At 42.0% G+C, this 21,771-nt stretch carries 22 protein-coding genes; 7 read left to right on the top strand and 15 right to left on the bottom strand.

The window, feature by feature from the left end:
- Nucleotides 1–13: 13 nt before the first annotated feature.
- Nucleotides 14–724, bottom strand: coding sequence for a polysaccharide deacetylase family protein (locus EJA10_RS05400; RefSeq protein ID WP_125478989.1), 711 nt, complete (start codon nucleotides 722–724; stop codon nucleotides 14–16).
- A gap of 160 nt (nucleotides 725–884) precedes the next feature.
- Between EJA10_RS05400 and EJA10_RS05395 the strand changes: the two genes are divergently transcribed.
- The gene (locus tag EJA10_RS05395) at nucleotides 885–1,295 is read left to right on the top strand and encodes a hypothetical protein (RefSeq protein ID WP_125478988.1); all 411 of its coding nucleotides are present in this window, start codon (nucleotides 885–887) and stop codon (nucleotides 1,293–1,295) included.
- Between the two features lie 65 nt (nucleotides 1,296–1,360).
- On the opposite strand, the gene EJA10_RS05390 is transcribed toward EJA10_RS05395, so the two are convergent.
- A complete protein-coding gene (locus EJA10_RS05390) occupies nucleotides 1,361–2,545 on the bottom strand; it encodes an MFS transporter (protein WP_125478987.1) in 1,185 nt (394 codons plus the stop codon).
- 222 nt (nucleotides 2,546–2,767) lie between these two features.
- Here EJA10_RS05390 and EJA10_RS05385 point away from each other — a divergent pair, with 222 nt between their 5' ends.
- Both EJA10_RS05385 and EJA10_RS05380 read left to right on the top strand, forming a co-directional pair.
- The gene (locus EJA10_RS05385) at nucleotides 2,768–3,082 is read left to right on the top strand and encodes a winged helix-turn-helix transcriptional regulator (RefSeq protein ID WP_125478986.1); all 315 of its coding nucleotides are present in this window, start codon (nucleotides 2,768–2,770) and stop codon (nucleotides 3,080–3,082) included.
- A gap of 139 nt (nucleotides 3,083–3,221) precedes the next feature.
- Nucleotides 3,222–3,752: a CBO0543 family protein gene (locus tag EJA10_RS05380; protein WP_342773888.1), complete on the top strand. Its 531-nt coding sequence runs from the start codon at nucleotides 3,222–3,224 to the stop codon at nucleotides 3,750–3,752.
- 176 nt (nucleotides 3,753–3,928) lie between these two features.
- Here EJA10_RS05380 and EJA10_RS05375 read toward each other — a convergent pair whose 3' ends face one another.
- The 4 genes from EJA10_RS05375 to EJA10_RS05360 form a co-directional block, all read right to left on the bottom strand.
- A complete protein-coding gene (locus tag EJA10_RS05375) occupies nucleotides 3,929–4,918 on the bottom strand; it encodes a Gfo/Idh/MocA family protein (protein WP_125478984.1) in 990 nt (329 codons plus the stop codon).
- A gap of 131 nt (nucleotides 4,919–5,049) precedes the next feature.
- Entirely contained in the window at nucleotides 5,050–5,517 is a 468-nt protein-coding gene (locus tag EJA10_RS23890; protein ID WP_125478983.1) for a CBO0543 family protein, read from the bottom strand.
- Complete coding sequence (locus tag EJA10_RS05365) at nucleotides 5,514–5,999, bottom strand: CBO0543 family protein (protein WP_246017695.1); 486 nt, start codon at nucleotides 5,997–5,999, stop codon at nucleotides 5,514–5,516. The genes EJA10_RS23890 and EJA10_RS05365 overlap by 4 nt, the downstream gene beginning before the upstream one ends.
- Nucleotides 6,000–6,156: 157 nt before the next feature.
- Complete coding sequence (locus EJA10_RS05360; protein WP_125478981.1) at nucleotides 6,157–6,930, bottom strand: SGNH/GDSL hydrolase family protein; 774 nt, start codon at nucleotides 6,928–6,930, stop codon at nucleotides 6,157–6,159.
- Between the two features lie 490 nt (nucleotides 6,931–7,420).
- On the opposite strand from EJA10_RS05360, the gene EJA10_RS05355 reads away from it, so the two are divergent.
- Nucleotides 7,421–8,086 (top strand): TVP38/TMEM64 family protein, encoded by a 666-nt coding sequence (locus EJA10_RS05355; RefSeq protein ID WP_246017693.1) that lies wholly within the window; start codon nucleotides 7,421–7,423, stop codon nucleotides 8,084–8,086.
- A 45-nt stretch (nucleotides 8,087–8,131) separates the two neighbouring features.
- Here the strand turns inward: EJA10_RS05355 and EJA10_RS05350 are convergent, their stop codons facing one another.
- The 3 genes from EJA10_RS05350 to EJA10_RS24050 all read right to left on the bottom strand — a co-directional run bounded on the left by EJA10_RS05350 (nucleotide 8,132) and on the right by EJA10_RS24050 (nucleotide 10,381).
- Entirely contained in the window at nucleotides 8,132–9,109 is a 978-nt protein-coding gene (locus EJA10_RS05350; protein ID WP_125478979.1) for an aldo/keto reductase, read from the bottom strand.
- Nucleotides 9,110–9,295: 186 nt separating this feature from the next.
- Entirely contained in the window at nucleotides 9,296–9,463 is a 168-nt protein-coding gene (locus EJA10_RS23275) for a hypothetical protein (protein ID WP_170169078.1), read from the bottom strand.
- 699 nt (nucleotides 9,464–10,162) lie between these two features.
- Nucleotides 10,163–10,381, bottom strand: a complete 219-nt coding sequence (locus EJA10_RS24050) for an ASCH domain-containing protein (protein ID WP_425462069.1) — start codon at nucleotides 10,379–10,381, stop codon at nucleotides 10,163–10,165.
- Between the two features lie 99 nt (nucleotides 10,382–10,480).
- Here EJA10_RS24050 and EJA10_RS05345 point away from each other — a divergent pair, with 99 nt between their 5' ends.
- The gene (locus EJA10_RS05345) at nucleotides 10,481–11,722 is read left to right on the top strand and encodes a hypothetical protein (RefSeq protein ID WP_125478978.1); all 1,242 of its coding nucleotides are present in this window, start codon (nucleotides 10,481–10,483) and stop codon (nucleotides 11,720–11,722) included.
- 28 nt (nucleotides 11,723–11,750) lie between these two features.
- Here the strand turns inward: EJA10_RS05345 and EJA10_RS05340 are convergent, their stop codons facing one another.
- Both EJA10_RS05340 and EJA10_RS05335 read right to left on the bottom strand, forming a co-directional pair.
- A complete protein-coding gene (locus EJA10_RS05340; protein WP_125478977.1) occupies nucleotides 11,751–13,424 on the bottom strand; it encodes a sensor histidine kinase in 1,674 nt (557 codons plus the stop codon).
- Nucleotides 13,425–14,123, bottom strand: a complete 699-nt coding sequence (locus EJA10_RS05335) for a response regulator transcription factor (RefSeq protein ID WP_125478976.1) — start codon at nucleotides 14,121–14,123, stop codon at nucleotides 13,425–13,427. It lies immediately after the preceding gene.
- Between the two features lie 91 nt (nucleotides 14,124–14,214).
- Between EJA10_RS05335 and EJA10_RS05330 the strand changes: the two genes are divergently transcribed.
- Nucleotides 14,215–14,901 (top strand): ABC transporter permease, encoded by a 687-nt coding sequence (locus tag EJA10_RS05330; RefSeq protein WP_125478975.1) that lies wholly within the window; start codon nucleotides 14,215–14,217, stop codon nucleotides 14,899–14,901.
- The gene (locus EJA10_RS05325; protein ID WP_125478974.1) at nucleotides 14,901–15,842 is read left to right on the top strand and encodes an ABC transporter ATP-binding protein; all 942 of its coding nucleotides are present in this window, start codon (nucleotides 14,901–14,903) and stop codon (nucleotides 15,840–15,842) included. Before EJA10_RS05330 ends, EJA10_RS05325 begins: the two co-directional genes overlap by 1 nt.
- A 129-nt stretch (nucleotides 15,843–15,971) precedes the next feature.
- On the opposite strand, the gene EJA10_RS23270 is transcribed toward EJA10_RS05325, so the two are convergent.
- The 4 genes from EJA10_RS23270 to EJA10_RS05310 all read right to left on the bottom strand — a co-directional run bounded on the left by EJA10_RS23270 (nucleotide 15,972) and on the right by EJA10_RS05310 (nucleotide 21,682).
- Nucleotides 15,972–16,148 (bottom strand): hypothetical protein, encoded by a 177-nt coding sequence (locus EJA10_RS23270; RefSeq protein ID WP_170169077.1) that lies wholly within the window; start codon nucleotides 16,146–16,148, stop codon nucleotides 15,972–15,974.
- Nucleotides 16,149–16,308: 160 nt separating this feature from the next.
- Complete coding sequence (locus EJA10_RS05320) at nucleotides 16,309–16,497, bottom strand: hypothetical protein (protein ID WP_125478973.1); 189 nt, start codon at nucleotides 16,495–16,497, stop codon at nucleotides 16,309–16,311.
- Nucleotides 16,498–16,836: 339 nt separating this feature from the next.
- Nucleotides 16,837–19,947 carry a S8 family serine peptidase gene (locus EJA10_RS05315; RefSeq protein ID WP_125478972.1) on the bottom strand — a complete coding sequence of 1,037 codons (3,111 nt, stop codon included), beginning with the start codon at nucleotides 19,945–19,947 and terminating at the stop codon, nucleotides 16,837–16,839.
- Nucleotides 19,948–20,353: 406 nt separating this feature from the next.
- Nucleotides 20,354–21,682 carry a CoA-disulfide reductase gene (locus tag EJA10_RS05310; RefSeq protein ID WP_125478971.1) on the bottom strand — a complete coding sequence of 443 codons (1,329 nt, stop codon included), beginning with the start codon at nucleotides 21,680–21,682 and terminating at the stop codon, nucleotides 20,354–20,356.
- Nucleotides 21,683–21,771: the final 89 nt, after the last annotated feature.

The raw sequence follows: 21,771 nt of genomic DNA, 5'->3' as shown, positions 1-21,771 counted from the left end.
GTCCCCGTGTGCATCATTTGCTTGACTCATATTCCTGAAGTTCATCCACCGTCACAAATGTATATCCTTTGCTCGTCAGCTCTCGTAAAATAGCTTCGATCACTTGGAGTGTCTCATCTGGCTGACCGTACATGGGATGCAGCAGGATAATCGATCCTGGTTGGATGTTCTCGACTACATTCTTCACTTGATCCTCAGCATTTGTGTGATACGTTTCCGGCTCCAAAGTCCACATAATGGTTTCTCTGTCATGCTTATTTAAATAATAAGGTAGTCCAACAAGCTTTTTTCCATAAGGTGGACGAAAGTCGATTTCGCCTTTATATCCAGCCTGGCGGATCAACTCATCTGTCTTCTCTATTTCCTCTTTTATAAAAGCAGGCGATTTTAACACCATTCTTTCGTGTGAATAAGTATGATTACCAATCTGATGCCCTGCTTCGACCAGTTTCTCAGCTTCTTCAGGATGTTTTTCAATATCCTTTCCGATGAGGAAAAAGGTTGCTTGAGCCTCGTATTTTTCGAGCAAAGGCAAAAGCTGGTCCACATTCTCCGTCGGACCATCATCAAATGTCAAAGCAACTACCTTTTCTTCAGTTTGAACCTGATAGGTTAAGCCTCCAAAGAATTGAAAGGATCTTAGTTTCGTAACCTTAAAAATACCAGCGAATAAAACAACTACAGCTAAAACAGCCACCGCCGCAAGGATTAATTTCTTCTTCATATATGTTACCTTTCTTTCCCGTAAGATGATTCTACCAGTTGAATTATAACAAAAAACAGAGGGACAGTTCTCCTGTTTTTGGAAAAACAGGAGAACCGTCCCCGTGTGTTTGTGTTACAATGCTGGAAAGTGGGATTTTCCAAGGAGGATTTCAAGCAAAATGACCGTGTTAACGTATTTTGTTTCTCTTATTGTCATTGTGATCTCGGTTTTCATTTCACTGGTTTTTAAAAATGAACTGGAGGGGATGTTTCGGAGAGGAGAAGAATTTTTCGCCTTTCATGTATGCAATGTGCTGATTACGCTGATGGTCGCTTTTGCTTCTCAGGCAGTGCTGACAATTTACATTGCGGAGCAGCGGTTTCATGTCATACGGGAGATACTCATTCTGCTTGCCATTATCACACCCATTTATCTAATCGGCCACCATGCATTCGAAAAATACAAAGCGGTTTACCGCAAGTACGTACCAGCAGAACAAGGGAAAGTCCTCGTCCTGAACGAAAAATACCTCAAAAAGAAAAAGCGCTTAAAAAACCTCAAAAACTACAATGCCATGTCTAAGGAATAACACAGGGACGGTTCTACTGCTTTAATCAGCACACGCTGCCAAAACACGAGAACCGTCCCTCTGTTTTACTTCTTTTCTACAGCCATGCTCCAAATGGTTAGCAAAACGGCTCCTAGTACCATAACTGCTCCTATCCATGGGGTGTGGATGAGTCCGATTGTGTCAACGACAAGTCCTCCGACGAATGCGCCGATGGCAATTCCGAGGTTGAATGCGGCTATATTCAATGCTGATGCGACATTAACAGCTGCTGGTACATAGCGTTCTGCCAATCTCACGACCAGCACTTGCAGTCCAGGGACATTCATGAATGCAAACATGCCCATCACAAAAATCGTAATGACCCCGGCCACCTTGAATGGCGCTGTAAAAGTGAGAATGACGAGAATGATGGCTTGGACAACGAACATCCATAATAATGCCCTTAACGGGTTCTGATTAGCGGCCTTTCCACCAATCGCATTCCCGATCGCAACAGCGACTCCGTACACCAACAGGATGATGCTCACTACTTTTGGCGTGAACCCTGTTATTTCTTGAAGAATCGGAGTCAGGTAAGTGAATGCCACAAAGGTGCCGCCATATCCAAGCGCGGTAATGGCAAATGCCAAAAGCAATGGACCGTTGCCCAAAATCTTTAATTGATCGCTGAATTTTGACGGCGGTGCCTCTTTAATCGTCTTCGGTATAAGAACCGCACTTGCTAAAATCCCCACGACTCCTAGTAAAGCCACTCCCCAAAACGTCGCTCTCCAGCCGAAAATCTGTCCAATAAAGGTTCCTAGCGGCACGCCAGTTACCGTGGCGACGGTTAATCCCGTGAACATAAACGCAATCGCACTTGCTCTTTTATCCTCAGGAACAAGATCTGCTGCAATGGTTGATCCAATTGAAAAAAACACACCATGAGAAAACGCCGTGATAATCCTTGCGGCCAGCAGCAGAGCGAAGCTGGTTGATATAGCAGCCATTGAATTTCCGATGATAAAAATAACCATTAAAGCCATAAGCAACGTTTTACGACTCATTTTATTTGTCAAAGCTGTTAATACCGGTGCTCCAAAAGCAACACCCATTGCATAACCGGATATTAACAAACCAGCTAAAGTAATCGAGATATTGAGATCATCCGAGATTGTGGATAATAATCCCACCGGGACAAACTCGGTCGTCCCGATGCCAAATGCACTGATCGCCAAAGCGAGAAGCGAAAGCGTTCCCTTGTTATTTTTTCGTATATGTGAACTCATAAAAGGTATCCTCCATTATTGATTAATGAGCTGACCAGTGAAGGCGCCTTTCACATCCTGCCAGCATAAATGCAATTATGAAGGATACCAACAAAGCTGAGAAGTACGCACTTTAAAGTTCCGTAGGCACCTTCAGGTTATATAGGCACCAAAAAGTGCCTTATACCCTTTCAAGGTCTGTATAGGTATAATGGGGTTTACTAATTGTAAGGAGGGTGTCTCTTGAAAAAATACAATATACCAGTAGAAGCCGCCCTGGAAGTGATCGGCGGCAAATGGAAAGTCGTGATCCTTTGCCACCTAATCGAAGGCAAAAAACGGACAAGCGAGCTGAAAAAACTCATGCCCGGCATCACGCAAAAAATGCTCACACAACAACTCCGAGAACTAGAAGAAGACAACGTCATCCTGCGAGAAGTCTATAACCAAGTCCCCCCAAAAGTCGAATACTCCCTAACAGAATACGGCTGGTCCCTAAAAGGAATCCTGGACTCCCTCTGCGCCTGGGGAGAACAACACATCGAGAAAAACTCATAAAACACGGGGGCGGTTCTGCTGAAAACACGGGGACGGTTCTACTGTTTTAATAGCCGCTACCTGCCAATTCATTAAAACACAAGAACCGTCCCTCTGTTTCAGGAAGCTTCTTTTTGGAGAGAATTCTAGTAAAAGTCAGATGGGGTTTTTGGATATGTATTTATTAGTGGTTATGGTTGTGTATATTTTTTTGGCGAAGAGATTTGTGAATTGGAGAAGGTGGAGGGAGTACTACCCTACGATTCAGTTCTATATTATATGTAATCTTCTGTATAATTTCCTTTTTTATCAACATACTTTATGGAAGTATCGAGCCGTTACAGTGGATTGGTTAAATCATACTCTGATCGAAATTTCATTCACGTTTTTCATTGTGCCTGTCGTGTTGATGATTTACCTGGAATATTATCCAAAAGGAAAGGTAAGAGGCGTTCTGTATTTACTGGTCTGGGTGGCCTATTTCTCTGTGATTGAATATCTATTTGAGGCAAAGGGATTGTTTATTTATGAAAATGGCAGGAATGGCTGGTGGTCTGTATTGTTTAACATCATTACTTTCATTATCATTAAAATCCACTTCAAAAACGCTTTGGCAGCGATCCTGATATCAATACCCATTATTGCGGTTCTCCTAATGTTTTTTCATCCAGCGTTACACGATTTGAAATAGAAGGTGATCCGATGGATTCTCTATCCACCCCCCTATTCATGATTTTGCTCTTTTGCATATACATAGCCATGGCCCTCTACTTAGAGAAACTGAGGAAAAGAAAATGAAAAACAAGGGGACGGTTCTACTGTTTTAAGCAGCACACGCTGCCAAAACACAAGAACCGTCCCTCTGTTTTAACTCTCAAACGGATATTTCAATCCCCATTGCCCACGGATTTCGTCCATCAGTTTCATGATTTTTAGTGATTCATCCAGCGGAACGACTGGGCTTTCTAGTAGCCCTTGATTCAGGCATCTTCCTGCTTCTTCTATTTCGAACGCATACCCAGCTGATTGTCTGTCATCATTGAATGTTTCTGCACCCTTACCATTCTTATATAAGGTGGCTGATTTGGCACTGTGGAAAGATGGAATTCGAATAGACCCTTCTGTTCCATAGATGTGGGCTTCATTCGTTAAATCAATTCGAAAGGCACCATTTAGGATAGCGGTCTTTCCAGAAGGATAGGACATAATGATGGAAAACTGTTCATCGACGCCTGTTTCGCCAATATGGGCCGTACTCAGAATCTTCTCTGGATTTGTCCCGAAAATCATGGATGCAAACGTTACTGGGTAAATCCCAACATCAAGCAACGCGCCTCCTCCAAGTGAAGGATTAAGCAATCTCTTCTCTGGCTCCCAAGGCGCTCGGAAGCCAAAATCCGCTTTTACCATCAGGACTTCACCGATTTCCCCGCTGTCAATCCATTCTCTGACCTTGAGAATCGGCGGCAGAAAACGTGTCCACATCGCCTCCATCAAGAAAAGCTTTTGCTCCCTGGCAAACTGAATGATCTCTTCAAGTTCTCCACTATTCATGGTAAATGGCTTCTCACAAAGGACCGCTTTGCCAGCACGAAGACACGCCAAAACATTCTCCTTATGAAAAGGGTGCGGCGTAGCAACATATATGGCATCGACATTCGAATCTTCCACGAGTTCTTCGTAGCTACCATAAGCTCGGGCAATGCCATACTCCTCCGCAAACTTTGCTGCACTCTCTTTAGTACGTGAACCAACAGCAGCCTTTTCCGTATTTTCAGCAAAGTTTAAATCCCTCGCAAACGCACTCGCGATACCACCAGTCCCTAAAATTCCCCACTTGATCAATTTTTCGTCCATCAATAATCCTCTCCTTAAAAATCCAGCAGCCCCAATAGAGAACAAACCTTTTTCGTTCATTATACTATTACTATTTTTTATCATACTCAGTAAAGCTTCTGATATCAGGTTCCCAATGGGTCATTGATTGCTTACGCCAATCCTTTCTGAAACCAAAACACAAACTTTTTTATAATATATAATATCGCTAAATTAGATACGAATGAGATATAAACATTCCAACTTTTCCAATCGAAAAGCGAACTGTATCTTTCAACTAAAAATGAATAGGTAGTGATAGAAATAGCAAATAGCAGATAATGTATGATGATTCTTGAATTTTTCTTATTGCCAGGAAATAACATAATAAAGAATACACCAAAAATTGGAAATATGAGGTAATACAAGGAGAAGCTCATTTTTGTGGCTTTTACAAATTCTCTAAATGGAAAATCCATAACACCGAGCAACAATTGTATATATTCATAAATCCAGGCAAGGGCCTGCACAAATAAAAAAGTAATATGAGCATTCCTCTTCCGTTCGATCGGTATATATTTTATCAATAATAGAATAGAAATCAGCCACGAAAACAGCAGAATCAGGATTTCCCTATTCATATACTTTCAACCTTTATCAATCGTCTTCTAAACCATTTATAATAGGTATGATTGATAAATAATGAAACAATGACTGTTATTAAAGTCCAATACCATTTCCACTCATCATATTTCACCAGTGATGTGTTTTTCTCAAGAACCACTTCCCAAAATGTAAAGAAACCAGCAAAACCTACGTAATAAAAGAATGTCTTCACCTTACTGGCTTTGGCTGGATAATACAAACTAAAAAATATAGCAACCGCTGGAAATAAGAAAAACTCAAAAGAGAAGCTTGTCTTATTGTACGTGTTAGCCTCCGGAAGCAACTGTGTAGGATACTCGATCCAGCCCATTTCGACAGCAAATAACCCCGCAGGCCATGTTATTACTTGAAGAAACAAAAATAGTACCCAGGCGTCTCTTGACTTCTCCCTGGGCACTAATTTTACAAGTGCTAGAATACTTATTAAAGAAATACCTACCAATATCCATCTTTCCATATTCACTCAAGCAACACCCTTTTAAAAGTATATATTCTATTATGCTCGGTGCTTGAGTGGATATTCTTAACAGGTGTAATTCATTTACAATATAGGGAGCACTGAAACCTACAAAAAAACACGGGGACGGTTCTACTGTTACAAGTAGCACGCGCTACTAAAACACAAGAACCGTCCCTCTGTTTTCCCAGACGAATGCAGATACTTCTTTAGCCCACAATTCATATGTGAGTTTTGAGGGGTGGACGCCGTCACTGAAGAAGTCTCCATCGTCCAAATTTAACTTTTCTCTCCAATCTTTTACCCGGATCTTGGTATCGCTGTAATGGACTCCATCAAATTTTGATGCTGTTTTCAGCAGCTCTTTTCCTAATATATCAACTAAATTCCCAATGAAAACTCTCATTAAAAATGGAAATGCCGGAAAGTCTTTAATAGGCGGCATATTGGCGAACACGATGGGCACATCCTTAAATTTAGATCTCACATCGGCAACAAGGTTTTCTGATTGCTTTTGCCAGGACCATGGATTATTGAGGGTAAAGGCATCATTAGCACCGAGGCCCACCACGACTAGGTCCGCCTTGTTATCAGGTATCATCGGGACGATGTTTTCTGTAACCTTTTTTATTGTGTATCCGCTTTTTGCGTACACTTCCCAATGGACCGTCGTCTTCAATTTTGCTGCTAATTCTTTTGCGAAAGCACCAGCGAACCCTTCATTATGATGTTGAACACCTACACCGGCAATTGAACTCTCCCCCAGGAAAATAATGCGAAACTCCCTTTCTCCTTCCAGCGTCACACTGCCCGTATTTCCTTCCGCTTCCGGCAACCGCGGTGTGCGCGCTCGGACTCTTTTTCCTTGAAAATATAAAAACGGCAAAAAAGGGACAATGACCATACTTCCGAACAAGTATAAGAATCTCATTTTTTCACGGTCCTCTCACAGATTGATTTCCCTATAAGTTTAGTCAAGAACATATTCAACAAGACGGGAGTTAATCCTTTAAATTGCTTTAGCCATATGGAAACAGATTTTCACGTTCCATTCGGGATAAAGTCATTTTCAGAATGCCAGCTTTCCGGCCATTTCCCCTTTAGCTTCCTCAGCCTCGGGTCCTATAATAAATTCAAACCTAAGCGTGTCGATTACAGTCTTTGCCTTTCCTATAATATAAACACAAGCAAAAATCAGATCAGCATTGGCAAAAAGGAGAATGGACTTGTTCACACATAGATTAAACAACAATGGAGTGCGGGAATGGATTCTGCACTTATTTTTAAGCATCGTGTCTGTATATTTTGTATTTGTTCTATTGCCCACGGTACTTCCCATTTACAAATGGATTTTTATAAGCACTTTGTTCATGGTTTTAGTCATGGATGGGTTTTTCATCATGACGAGGCGGGACAACCTTTTGAAAATCAATCGGATGATCGTGTTATATTTAGGGGCGATTTTACTTCTGGTTCTGGCTCTCTTTTATGTAACAAAAGTGGTTGTTTTTACCGATGTGTATGGATTTGAAGGTTTATTAAAAGAACATTTGCAGACAGCTAAATATATTTTCTTTTTCATCAGTTTTGCACAGCCAATCGTCCTTCCAATCCCTGAAGCTGTTACCATACCAGGCGCAAGCGCAGTTTTCGGACCCGCCGCTGCAGCAGCCATCGCTTTTCCAGGAACACTCCTTGGGATTTCAGCGATGTTTTTCGCCGCCAGATACGGGGGAAGAAAATTCATTTCCAAGTTCATCAAGGAAGAGCAGCTGGAAAAATACCAACAATATGTCTCTAAAAATGAAACCCTAATCATGTTCCTGCTATTTATCATTCCGATCCTCCCAGACGAAATCATCTGTGTCGGAGCAGGAATAGGGCGAGTATCACCAAAAAGGTTCCTGCTGATTGCCGCAATCTCAAAATTCTTCACGGCAACACTGCTCGCATATTCGGTTGTGCTGGCTGAGAAACTTTCTTTAACAGCAGGGCAATTGATGTTGGGATTTTCATCTATTGTCATTATTCTCTTTGTGGTTACCGCTGTAACGAAGAAGATTTTAAGCAAAGAACGGGGATTGTAAGTCTGTAAAAATTACATGGGGACGCTGGACACGTCCCCATGTAAATTAAGGCAGGTTCACACCTCGTGAGCTCACGTACAATGTATACCATTCGTCGCGAGTCAGAGTGACATTGACCGCATCGGCGCTTGCCTTGATCCGTTCAGGATTTGCCGTGCCGATGACAGGCTGAATACCCGCAGGATGCCTCATCAGCCACGCGAGAACGATGGCTTCTGGTGTGGTTTGTTTCTCTTGAGCCAGCTTTTGTACAAGGGCTGCCGTGTTCTTGACACTTTCGCTTTCATTTTCAATGTTTTTCCCGGAATAGAGCCCTTTCGCCAGTGATCCCCATGATTGAATCTGGATATTCTCCATCTGGCAATACTCCAGCGTTCCTTCCGGAAAGACGTTTTGGCGTGCCGCTTCCTGATTGACATGCACACCCGTATCGAGCCAGCCGATTTTATGTAAGCTCATTTCTAGTTGGTTGACGATGATCTTTTCGTCCGTATGCTTTTGCAGCAAACGCATTTGTCCTGCACTCATATTCGAAACCCCGAACGAACGCACCTTGCCGGAAGCCTTAAGCTGATGGAATGCTTCCCCAACCTCGCTTGGATCCATCAAAGGATCAGGACGGTGCAATAACAGGATATCCAGGTGCTCAATCCCAAGCCTTGAAAGAATACCATCGACACTATCGAGAATATACGATTTTGAAAAATCGTACCGTGTTGGCAGGCCTCTCTCCTGATCTCCAAAACGAATGCCGCACTTCGACTGGATGATGATCTCCTCACGAAGCCCCGGCTTTTCCTTTAAAACCTGTCCAAAAACCGTCTCCGCTTTTCCCATTGTATATATATCCGCATGGTCAAACATATTGATTCCAGATGCCAGCGCAGCTTCCACAGCCTCATGAGCCTGCTTCACATGTTCCGGCTCAATCGGCTGACGATCCCAGCTTCCCCCCAGCCCCATACAGCCAAAAACAAGCTCCGAAGCATTCAATCCATTTTTATTGATAGGCAGATTTCTCAATCCAGATCCCTCCTGATGAAAAAGTAAAAACCTTTGCAAGCCATTCTACCATATTATGAGGGGAAAAACAGAGGGACGGTTCTACTGTTTCAAATAGCCCGAGCTACTAAAACACAAGAACCATCCCTCTGTGCTATCCTGCACTTCTTTAAAAGTTGAGCCCCTTACAACAGCTCTGCCTTCTCCCTAAAGCCCGCCACAGTTAGGAGAAGTATCACGATCTCCCTCCGCGAAATCAGTACCCTTCTCAACCGATTCCAGCCCGTAACCCGTTTCGCTCATCTCAAATAACTCTTCTTTTTGAGCCTTACTTCTATTCTCGCTGTTCATATTTCTTTCTTTATCGTCTCTCATCACTTTCCTCCTGAGTTCTGGCTGGAGACAGGGAACTGTTCTGGTACCTCATTTTAAATCCCCCTGGTCTCCAGTCATTTTCTTTTTATCTTGCTCAGGAAAAAGAAAGGTATGTAAAAAACAGAGGGACGGTTCTACTGTTTCATGTAGCCCGAGCTACTAAAACACAAGAACCGTTCCCATGTTACGGCGTCGAGCGGATATCATCTTCCTAATTATAACAATTCAGGCTAAAATGAATGAAAGAGCAATTAGAGGGCGATAGAGAAGATGAGTATGAAGAATACATCAGTCAGAATATTTATAATGACAGTTATGGCATTAATTTTTTTATCATACGTTGTTTTTATTTTCCCCACCCTAAAGTACACCTATTTACAGCCCCTTCTTGCACTAGTGAGTTTGTTTGGGGGAGTTATTTCAATAATATTGACATACAAAACGAAAAATTGGTTATCCTTTATTTTTAATGCTTTGCCGGTTTATATATTCTCGCTTTTCAGCTTTGTTTATTCTATCTCATGTTTAGATAATTACTTTCGTATCGCTATATTTTTTATGTTAATTTTATATTTAATTCGGCTTGTTAAAATGGGATGGAAAAATAATAATATTTAAAACTTTTAAAAGGGACGGTTCTCCTGTTTCATTAGCCCGAGCTACTAAAACACAAGAACCGTCCCGGTGTTTCCCGGTGTTTCAGGACCTGGCCTTGATCATTATCGCCAAAGCTCCCCATTGTTTCTCTTGTTTTGGACTACATATTTCATATGTACCTTCGATCATTTCTTTCATGGTCCATCCTTCACAGTCGAAGTCCTTAAATAGAATATCCTGATACACCTCTTTAAACGTATCAAATACCCTTAGCTCAGTAACTTGCACGATCAACGTTTCATCTTGTTCGAGTACTTCGATAATTTCAATAGCATCACCTGCTTTGATTTAAAAGTAGAGCTGGAATCACCATTACCCTCCGCATACTCCTCATCTATTTCCTTGAGGACTACTGGGATCTTGGCATTACAATACAGTAACCTTATCATCTCTTTATTATCCGCTTCCATCATCGGGGGAATAGGCAAAAAGGGGACTCCTCTTTTACTGGACTCTTTTAAATACGTTCCGGTTCTTCCAAGCACTATCTTTTTCTATCAGTATGTAACGTCGTCATGGCTGAGCAGGGCTGTGCAAATTGAGCAAATGATCCTGTTAGTGCTGCTCTTGCTTTATCAGCAATCCCTTCTGACAATCGCCATGGCATTGATCATGTTCCATCTAATCATGATTGCAGGGTTATGTCTGCAATATCTCTATTTCTGGTTTAAAAAGCTGAGGATCATCAAGTATGTGATCACCCTCACGTTCCTGTGCTTTGCTTTGATCGTACAGTTCTATATTCTGTATTTCTCTGATCAAAGCCTGCTGCCCCTCAGCTACTCATCGGCCTTCTGCTCACTCTTGGCCATCATCTCGGCGCTGGGACTGGTCAGCCACAAAATGGTGATTTCGCACATTCTTTCCGAAAAAAATTACCACTTTGTTCCCATTAGCCAGCAGAAAATCAATGTGTTCCTAAAACTGGCCAGCTGCCTTTTCATTGCTCTTCCAACAAGGTTCAGGGCTCTTCTTAAAATCAGCCTCATTAAAGCATTAAGAAATCCGGACATCCTGCTTTCTTACATCTATATGTTAAGCTTCATTATTTTAACATCTGCTTTTGGCTACGCCTTCACCAAAAGATCTGGCATAGAGCTGTCTCTCACAATCGCCCTGATTTGTACGCTGATCCTGAACTCAAAATTGAAGTTTTCCGGAAAACTGGCCAATCTGAACAACACTTATTTATTTCCTGTAGCGCCTAAAGCCGTCAGCCTGATATCCGATATCACCGCAGGAATCCTGCTGGTGTTCACCTGGCTCCTGGCGATGATGTTATATTTCACTCTAGGGTTGCTCAATCTGGCCGACATATCATACAGTTTTGTGGCCCTTCTATGTTTTTTGGCGTTAAACAGTCTTTTTATCATCACAGGCAACCTCACCACCAAACAGCGAAACCGCTCATCCTTTCTGTTTTTTCTGTTTGTTGTCCCTTTAAATATTTTCATTGAGCAAATCATCCATTCCTGGTGGCCCGTTCTTGGGGCCTGCGCTCTGGCTGTCTTGCTCGCCAAGTATCTCGATACATTTGAAATGACAAAACATGTCGCTTATACAAGGCTTAAAAAACATACTATTGCAATGAAAAAGAGATAATGCCATAAAGAAGCATTATCTCTTTTGTTCATTCACCGGGAAACAGGATGAGAATTTCTGTCCCTTCCCCAACCTTGCTTTTTAATTCCAGCGAGCCGCCATGGGCAAGGATCAGCTGCCTGGTGATAGCCATGCCCAGACCGGTTCCAGAATCCTTTTCCTTTGTGTGCGTTCCCCTGTAATATCTTCTGAATAGATTCCTTTGCGTGGTTTCGTCCATACCATCTCCGTTGTCTCTTACCGAAAGATAAAGGGAGCCGTTCTTCCTTTCGAGCTTCACTACAATTTTAGTCTCGGCAGCATTGTGTTTCACTGCATTAGCCAGTAGGTTATCAGATATTCTTCTGAAACCTACCGGGTCGACCGGCCACATGACTACAGATGCATGGGATTCAAACTCTATTTCGGACTTGCTTCGCTCAAGCTCAAGCTTCAACGAGGCAATCGAATGTCGAAGAATTCCCCTCACATCCACTCTCTCTTTTTTCAAAGGCAGGGAGGAGTTTGCCAGCTGATTGCTTAAGGTCAGATCGTTAATCAGTTCAATGATGTAGTCCGATTTCTCTGTCATGGTATTCCCCATGATTTTAAGCTCATCCAGCGACCATCGTTTTGGGTCGGTCTGCAGCAGCTTGGAATAACCGTAAATCGAACTTATTGGCGTCTTCAAATCATGTGTCAGCCCGGCAATCCATTCTTCCCTCAACCTTTCATTCCCTTCAATTTCCCTTTTATTCTCATCAAGAGTTTTTGTCAGGTTCGACAATGACTGGAAAATCTGATTGAAGAATGCAGACTCTGTATGGCCTTTAGGCGACAGCTTCTCCTGTGGGTACTCTCCTTTAGCGAGCTGATTGATCCAGTCCATGATAAAGAGGATTCCCCGTCCAATCTTCATTCCATAGTTGACGGAAACCAGGAGCAATATCAGCAACAGAAACAGCAGGAAAGCAATGAACGCTTTCAGACTTTTATCACTGTCCTTTCCGTCATTTTGAACTTGATTCAATGTCACGACGGTAAGAATATGGCCTGTTTCAGGGTCTGACCCGCTTGCAATCTCGTATTTTGCTTGCGGATCATATTCATATGACTGCTGTAGATCGATAACAGAGATGTCTGGCTCCAGGCCCCCATCATATTGTTCGATCACCCTGCCTTCATGATTAAGCAGATAAATAGCCGCTTTCTCTTGAACTGCCATTCTCTTAGCTTCTTGCGGAATGGTGTCAGAAACTGCATAACTGGAAATTTGTTCATACAGCTTCGAACTTTTAGAGGAATGTCCATAAAGAACAATATATTCGTCCTTGTCGATTGTAATTCTCCACCGTGACACATGGTAGGGTACTGAGAGGTCAGGAGCGAGAAAATCGTTTAGTGCATACCTCTCCGGAACCCCGTCAGGCACATGGTAGCCTTCGACCGCCTCCCCTTTTTTGTTTAGGATCTGGATCCAGCCATTCTGCGCCTGCACTGCTTGTTTCATTTTATTTTCAATCTGGATGTCCCCATTTTTCCTGTGGATAGAGCTTTCAAGATATTCTTGTGTCGTTTTATGAAAATTTCCTTTTGTTTCGTTTTGCAGGATTTGATAGGAGAAGTAAAGGATCATTCCTCCAAGAAACATCATGACCAGGACAAGTAAAACTAGGAAACGGAAGATTAGATACAGCGTTAAATCTCTTTTAATTCCTCGCATTCAATCCCTCGCAACAAATTTATAGCCTAGCCCATGGACGGTCCTGATAAATTCCGGCTGGCTTGGATCTTTTTCAATTTTTTCTCTCAGCTTTCGGATATGCACCATGACGGTATTGTCATTGATGAAATGGGATTCCTTCCAGATTCGTTCGTAAATTTCCTCTTTTGAAAATACACGGTTAGGGTTGCGGCAGAACAGCAGCAGCAGCTGATACAGGATGCCTGTGCACGGAACAGCCTTTCCATCGACCATTAATTCCGCAGAAGATAAATGAATGGAAAACCATCCAAAATCCAGTACCTCCTCTGCCCTCTCCTCTTTTTGAAAAGACGTCCGGCGCAGAATGGCTTTGATCCTGGCGGCCACTTCTAGCGGATTAAAAGGTTTCGCCAGATAATCATCTGCACCGTGGGCAAATCCCATTAATTTATCAAGATCGGAGTTCTTGGCTGACAGGAACAGGATTGGGGTGTCGGCTATTTGCCTGATTTCAGTGCAGACCCTGTACCCCTCCATATCCGGAAGCATGATATCAAGCACGATAAAGTCATATTGGTTCTGCTTAACCTTAAGGAGAGCATCCCGGCCCGTACAGGCGGTATCAATGGAATAGTCTCCTTCTTTCCCAATCACCATCTTCAGCATGATCAATAAATCTTCTTCATCGTCTACCAGGAGCAGTCTTTTCATTTCCATTCTACCTCCAAAATTAAGGTATATTTAAGATTGTCTTCAACTGAAGTTAAGCTCCAGACATTATACTGAATGACAGAAAGGAGCGGATAACATGAATACCATTTGTTTTCATGAATTTAAGAGTTTGTTCAAAAGCTTTAAAACACTGGCCATCATCGGCATTATTTTCGGTTCCTCCTATTTGCTGGCGGATGTCATGGGCCAATTCATGCAGGAGTTGGGAACCGGGGAGCTTGGGAAAAATGCCTATGCAGCAGGACTCATGATTCTGATCGTCTTCTTCGGACTCTTTTTTGTCTCCGGACTCTCACACGATACCATCAATCGCGAGGTAAGCTCACGCACGATGCGCTTTCTTGTGACCAAAACTTCAAGAACGAAGATCATCATCGGAAAATTTATGGGTATCAGTCTGTTTTGGACCCTGTGCTTATTCATCTCTTTCTTACTGATCAGCAGTTTTTCGAAGGAATTTCTTTGGCTCAGCTTTGCAGAAAGCATCATTTTCATAACTTATTCGATTTCCTTGATCCTTCTGATTTCCGTGGCTTTCCCGAGACCAGCTGTGACGATGTTCTCCGGAATCATCCTGGCATTGCTGTTCCCGGCTGTCAGTTTTTGGGCTATAGCCACTTCGAACCCATTGGTTTCCTGGGTCAAATTTCTTTCTCCCTATTACTATATTTATTTGGGAGGCTCCTATATCCTGATGCCAATCGCCATGACGGTTCTTTTATTAGCGCTTTCCATATTCCTGTTTAAAAGGAGCGATTTATAATGGATGTGATTAAAACAACCTCTCTCCGTAAAGAGTTTGGAAAACAGGCGGTCGTAAACGGAATTGACCTGACAGTGAAACAAGGAGAAATCTATGGGTTTCTGGGGAGAAATGGAGCCGGAAAATCCACGTTCATCAACATGCTTACCGGTATTATCCTGCCATCAGGCGGAGAATTCTCCCTGTTTTCGGAAAAGGCCCTGACTCCGGAAATAAGAAGAAAGGTCGGTGTCTTGCCAGACTATTCCACCTTCTACGACCATTTAACAGCCATCCAGCATCTTCGTTTTTTCTCAAGTTTGTGCGGAGTGAAGGCAGGCAAGAAGCATTGCCTTGAAACCCTTGATAAAGTTGGCATGAAAGAGCAAGCCAATAAAAAGGTCGGCAAATTTTCGTTTGGAATGAAGAAAAAACTTGGAATCGCCCAATCCGTTGTCCATAACCCGGAGCTGATTTTCCTGGACGAACCTACATCTGGAGTGGATGCTGAGTCTGCCATCCAGATTCAGGAACTGATTAGGGAGCTGAACCGGGGCGGAATGACCATCTTTATGACCTCCCATAACTTACATGAAGTAGAAAAAATATGTACCCGCATTGCCATCATGAAAAAAGGAAGAATCACACATGAAGGCACCATGGATGAGCTAAGGAAGATGCACAATTCCACCATGAACATCAAACTGGTGCACTCTCCTCTTGCCAGCCCTAAAAAGGAAAAATCTTATGCATTTTTAAGCAAGTTCAGCCATAATATTCTAATAGGTCCTACCGAGACAAGCGTCGAAGTTGGTACCGAAGATTCCATCCCAATCATCATCCGAGGACTAAGCGAGCTGGGCATCGATCTGTTCAGGGTAACCGCTGATCAGCCTTCCCTGGAAGAAATTTTCCTTGAAAAGAAAGGCAGCCCTCAAACTGCAGATAAAATGCACGCATAGCACTTGATTTATTGCATGCATATTGGGTATTCTTATTGTAGAAGCACCTTTTTTAACAGCCGCGGCAAACGTCTGTTACAGAACGAGAAGAAGACACTAACATTAGTGTCTTCTTTTTCGTTTGCCCATCTACGCCTTTTCCTCTTTCTTCTTATCAGGAATGACAAAGCTGATTATTACGCTTACAATGAGGACCACTAATGCCCCTTTCTCAACAGCCTGGTTGTCCCCCAAGGAAGTGAATTGGCAGATAAAATAAACAATAGCCGCAATAAATCCTATACCGCGTAAGACATTAATCATCATTTCCCTCCATTTTTTAGCATATTTCTATTTTATCACAAAAATGGGCATATGTGGCATTTATTGACCTATTATCCTCTTTTCATATATCTTTTTAGGGCGTTGATCTTTCAATCTTCATTTTAAATAAAATCAGAAAATGAATCTTCGGAAATTCAAAATCTTAATAAACACTTAAATCCCATATTTGCAGCCAGAAACATTCAGAGATTAGTAGTGCAAACAAGGCAATGGTTCGCACTACTATTTCTTTAAATTGGATATGTGAAGAGAAATCATGCTCTCTTGAAACTGAATCAGCAGCTCCTGAACCTCCACTTGGTGCCAGCTCCTCCAACAGCAGCAGCTTCATAAAACCTCTTCCATGCCATGCCTCTTTATACCCCTAAAATAATACCAAATAATGGATTAAACACAATCCGACCGAAGTAGCAATTTCACTATTTTTCCAAGATCATTTCTTCGAAAAAAAACCACTAACTCTGGTGGTGACAGTACAATATTTAAATCAAAGAAACATCGGTGCTATCTCCGTGTCTCGAATTCTGAACAATAAAAGAAGCTATCCAGTTTCTCTTCTCTCTATATATTTATAGCCTGACATTTAACATTAATTAATTCAGGAAACCATCCCTCACACACAAAAAAGGCTAATAATCCAAGTAGATTACTAGCCTTTTTGTATTAGTTATTATTTATTTCCTTTTCCTTTGTTCCCTATTTTTACAGTTTCTGATGATTCATTACCTGCATTATCGACTGCAACAATAGTAACTTCTTGACCCTTTGTAACTGGCTCAGCAAGAACGTGCTCTGTTTCACCGTTTACATATGGTTTTTCTGTAACAAGTTTTCCATCAACCTTCACATACCAGTAAGCAACACCACTCGTTTTATCTGTAGCATTAACTGACACGGTTTTAGCATCTTTACCTAGTGTTGTTTTTACAGAAGGTGCTGTTACATCTAGCTTCACCGGGAAAGTAAAGCTTTGAGCTGCAGCTCCTTCGAAGTCAAGAGTTGCTTCTACTTGTAAGAAATATTGACCTTCTGGAGCGATCTTGCCGTTATGCATTGTACCATCCCATGTCCAATCAGAATATAGGTAGTACATAGCTCCTCTGCCGCCATCATAATAGTTCTTACGCAGAAATTCTTCAGAAGCAATTTCTTTCACTACTTTTCCGTCTACATTCAATACATTTAATTTAAATTCCTTGGCATTACGAAGGAGAGATAAGAGGTAAGTTGCACTATCATTCTTACCATCATTATTCGGTGAGATAGCAATAAGGTCTTGATTCAGCTCACCTGTTGCTTGGTCTGTACCTAGGAAATTGTAGCTGCCACCACCCACATGAGTCACAACACCTGTCATTTCGTAGAAAGACGCAGGATCCCAAATAGGAGCATCTAAAATTGGCGCAGCATTCCAATCACCTTTAAATCCAACGTAAGGTACGACTAAATCTGGATTCGTATCAGTTGGATCTGTTAACTTAACAAAACCTTCTAACCAGTAACCGTTTGTAAAATAAGTTTTTAATGTTTCATCCCAACCACTAACATCAACAGTAACTTCAAATGTTGCTGTGCCATTTGCAGGTACTTCGATTGTGCTAGCAGGGGCACCATTAACTGTTGCTCCGCCTAAATTAATTGCTCCGGAAGCGTTTGGTGTTATTGCAAATAGCCCGCCACCAGCGTTAAGAGGACGATCTGTTTGTGCACTTGCAGTAACATCATAACTTACAGCTTCATCAGAGTGATTTTCAGCTGTTAATGAGAATGTTACAACATTGCCTTTAACTTCTTTAAGTGCAACTTTTGCTTCACCAGTAGTAGAGTCAGTCACTGTAACAGGTGTTGATAACGCTTCATGAAGCTGCATTAAACCTGCACCTTGACGACGAGGAGAAACAGGTGCACCACTAAAATCAACTGGTTTAGCAGTATTTAATAAGAATTTCTTAGCAAGCTTAGATCTTGCAGCACCATCAAATCCAAATTCTTCATCAACACGTTGTAACACTAGTGCTGAACCACCAGAAACATGTGGAGCTGCCATTGATGTACCACTCTTCACTCCATATTCATTATTATCGTGTGTAGAGTAAATTTGTCCTCCAGGAGCTGTAAGTTCAGGTTTGAAATCAAGGTTTGGTGTAATACCCCATGAAGTGAATCCGCTCATTTTACCTGCTTCCACGTTTGGAACAGTCATTTTTTCGCCGCCGAAGCTAACTGTAACCGTTTGGCCTGCTTGAAGTGCAGCCGCAAAGCGATCTCCATCCGTTTTTAGCATGAACAATTGCGGAACCTTAATAGAAGCATCTGTTGCCATACTAATCGTTCCACCTGCATTATTGTAAATAATAACCCCTGCTGCTCCAGCATTCTGGGCATTTAGAGTTTTATCAACAAACCCGATTACACCACGCTGAATTAATGCAAACTTACCTTTTAGGTCCTTACCTTCAAAATCAGCAGGATACCCTAGGCCTGCATAAACCAATTCAATATTTTCTCCGGAAGGTGCAGTTTGACCAGCAGATAAGAACATCACTTTTTCTGCAGCACCACCATCAATTGAAACACCTGCAGCGTCTACATCCATATAAGTGTTTTCAAATGACGCTACAGAAATAGAATCATAAGAAACACCTGGAGAACCTACTACGCCGTAATCAGGGTTTGTAGAGTATGGATAGAAATAACCGTTACCAAAGTAAGTGGAGTTACCTGCTGAGATCGACATTACCACTCCGTTATCAACAGCACGTTTAATCGCTTGTTGCTCTGGAGACTCAGCGTCTACGAATCCAGCAGTAGAACCAAGACTCATGTTAAGTACATCAGCACCTAATTTAAGTGAATCATCAATGGCTTTAATATAAATATCACCATATGTCGTTGCTACTTTATCACCAAATACACGTAACGCTAATAATTGTGCTTCTGGTGCTACACCTTTGATACCGCCATTTTCTTCGTCACCGTTTGCAGCAACTGTTCCACCTACGTGCATTCCATGCATATTAGTGGCAGCATTGCTGTCAAGGATAACATCGTTACCATCCATATAGTTATAAGCATAAGGAACTTTTTCATTAATGTATTTACCTGGAAGCCCATGCTCAGCAATTACACTATTGACAAATTCTTTGGATAATTCCGCTTTTGAACCATCTGTTAAAAGGAAATCTTTATGAGCTGGATCAAGACCAGAATCGATGATCCCAACGACCATTCCTTCACCATTGTATCCAAAGTCTCTCCAAGCTTGTTGAGCTTGTACCAGTTCTTTACTGTACTTCATCTCTGCTTCTTCAGTAGGCAGTTCATACTCAGTAGCAAGATATACTTGCTTTACTTCTGCTACCTCTTTGATTTTTTCAATTTCACCGTATTTAACTTTACCGCTAAAACCGTTAACAACTGCATTAAATTCTTGGAGGTATTCTATATCTACGTTTTTACCTTTGATCTTATCTTTTGCTGCTTTTTGTTGATCCTTAGCAGCCTTTTCTAATTGCTTTCGCTCCCCTTTAGAAAGGTTATCGTACTTTACACCTTTTTTAGTCGCTATTTCAACAGGGGCATCACCATCTAATTCAATGATTACACGTACTTCTTTATTCGGGTCAACATCTTGGAGGTCGGTAGCTAGTATGTTAGTTTTTTGAAAATCTGGTTTTTGTGCATCTAGTTGCAGTGGAGTGAATCCTCCTGTAAATGCAAAACCGCTGTTTGCAAAAACGAATAGAACTGCTAGTAGAATGGTTGAAATCCTTTTAAACATGTTTTTCCTCCCCAAATGATTTTTAGAAAAATAGATAAGTAGAATATAGTCCTCCTTTCGCACAATAGAGACTGAAATATAATAAAATTCAGTCTATTATCACTATACTAAACTACTAGTTTATGTACTAGTCTTAATTTTCTGTATTTTTAAATATTTGCTGGTTTTTTGTCGAGTTTAATATACAGCGCGACAGAGGGACGGCTCTGCCGTCTCAAAAAATTACATATTTCAACTTATTCCCTGGCCTTACCTTTACCCCATGTAAAAAGAAGCACAGGGTATGTCCCCATGCTTCGCTGTACTTTTTTAGGAACTGTCCCTGCATTTCCACTATACACCGGGACGGCTCTTGTGTTTATCACTACAGATAATTGGTAAAAACAGGAGAACCGTCCCCCTGTTTCTATACTCTCCTGGCCGCTTGCTGAATGGGATCCCATACGCCGTTATATGGGGGAGCATATGCCAGGTCTAAATCGAGCAGTTCTTCGGTTGTCATGGAGTGAAAGATGGCGGTCGCTAGTACGTCGATTCGTTTGTCGACGCCGTTTTCTCCTATAATTTGCCCTCCAAGGACCTTGTGTGTCTCTTTATGGTAGACAAGTTTCAATCTCATTTTTTTATCATCCGGATAATAACCGGCGATATCATTTGCTGTAATGGTTACAGAGCCACAGGGGATGTTCATTATTTTTGCCTCCGTTTCGGATAGTCCTGTTCTCCCCAGGGTTAAGTCGAAAAACTTAATAATGGATGTGCCGACAATTCCTTTAAAGGTTTTATGTACATCGACTATGTTCAAGCCGGCGATTTGTCCTTGCTTATTGGCATGCGTTCCCAACGGGACATGATCATCCTTTTCTTTTACCCGGTGATATTGTGTGGCACAATCTCCTGCCGCGTAGATATCCTCCACACTTGTTTGCATATAGGCATTCACCTGGATCGCACCATTCACACTGGTTTTGATTCCTGTTCCTTCTAAAAAGGAAGTATTGGGCTTTACACCCACAGCGACTAGCACCAAATCTGTTTCATACTCTCCTTTATCGGTTTTTACAGATTCCACATGGTCACTTCCGCCGAATGCTTCCACGGATTCACCCATTTTCAACACAATGTTTTGCTTTACCGCTTCTTCATGAATCAGGTCCGCCATATCTGTATCAAATATTTTGGCCAATTGCTCATTTCTTTCGATGATCGTTACCTTCTTGCCGAGCTCCGCAAAACTCTCGGCCATTTCAAGTCCAATGTATCCGCCGCCAATCACGGTCACATTGTGTATATCTCTCTCCAGAAAATCCATAATCGCTTTTGCATCAGGGATGGTCTTTAATGAGAAAATGCCTGGGAGTGTCACACCCTCCCACTTTGGAATGACCGAACTTACACCCGTCGCAATCAGAAGGCGGTCATATGGAAGGCTGAACGTTTCACCATTACTATGGTTAATTCCACTTACCACTTTATTTTTTGCATCTACCATTTGGGCCTCATGAAATACACGGGCATCAATGCCATACTTTTCTTTAAAAGTAGACTGAGTCCGCGCGATTAACTCATCCGTGGACTCAATCTTCCCACTGATCACATAAGGCAGGCCACATTGTCCGTATGAATACACGCCTCCCTTTTCCAACACAGTGATCTCATGTCCAGAGCTGTTTCGCACCATTTGCATCGCAGCACTCATCCCTGCTGCATCGCCGCCAATAATCAGTATTTTCATCTTTATCCCTCCATTCCTTGTGTATCCATTTATGATTGAGTTTTAAACCTATATGGTAATTTTAGAAAAATGGACATCTTTTATCTTTC

Origin of the sequence: Mesobacillus subterraneus (assembly GCF_003937825.1) — a bacterium.
Taxonomy (GTDB): Bacteria; Bacillota; Bacilli; order Bacillales; family Cytobacillaceae; genus Mesobacillus; species Mesobacillus subterraneus.
Note: the sequence above shows the minus strand (reverse complement) of the source record. Positions and strands in the feature narration are given on the sequence as shown.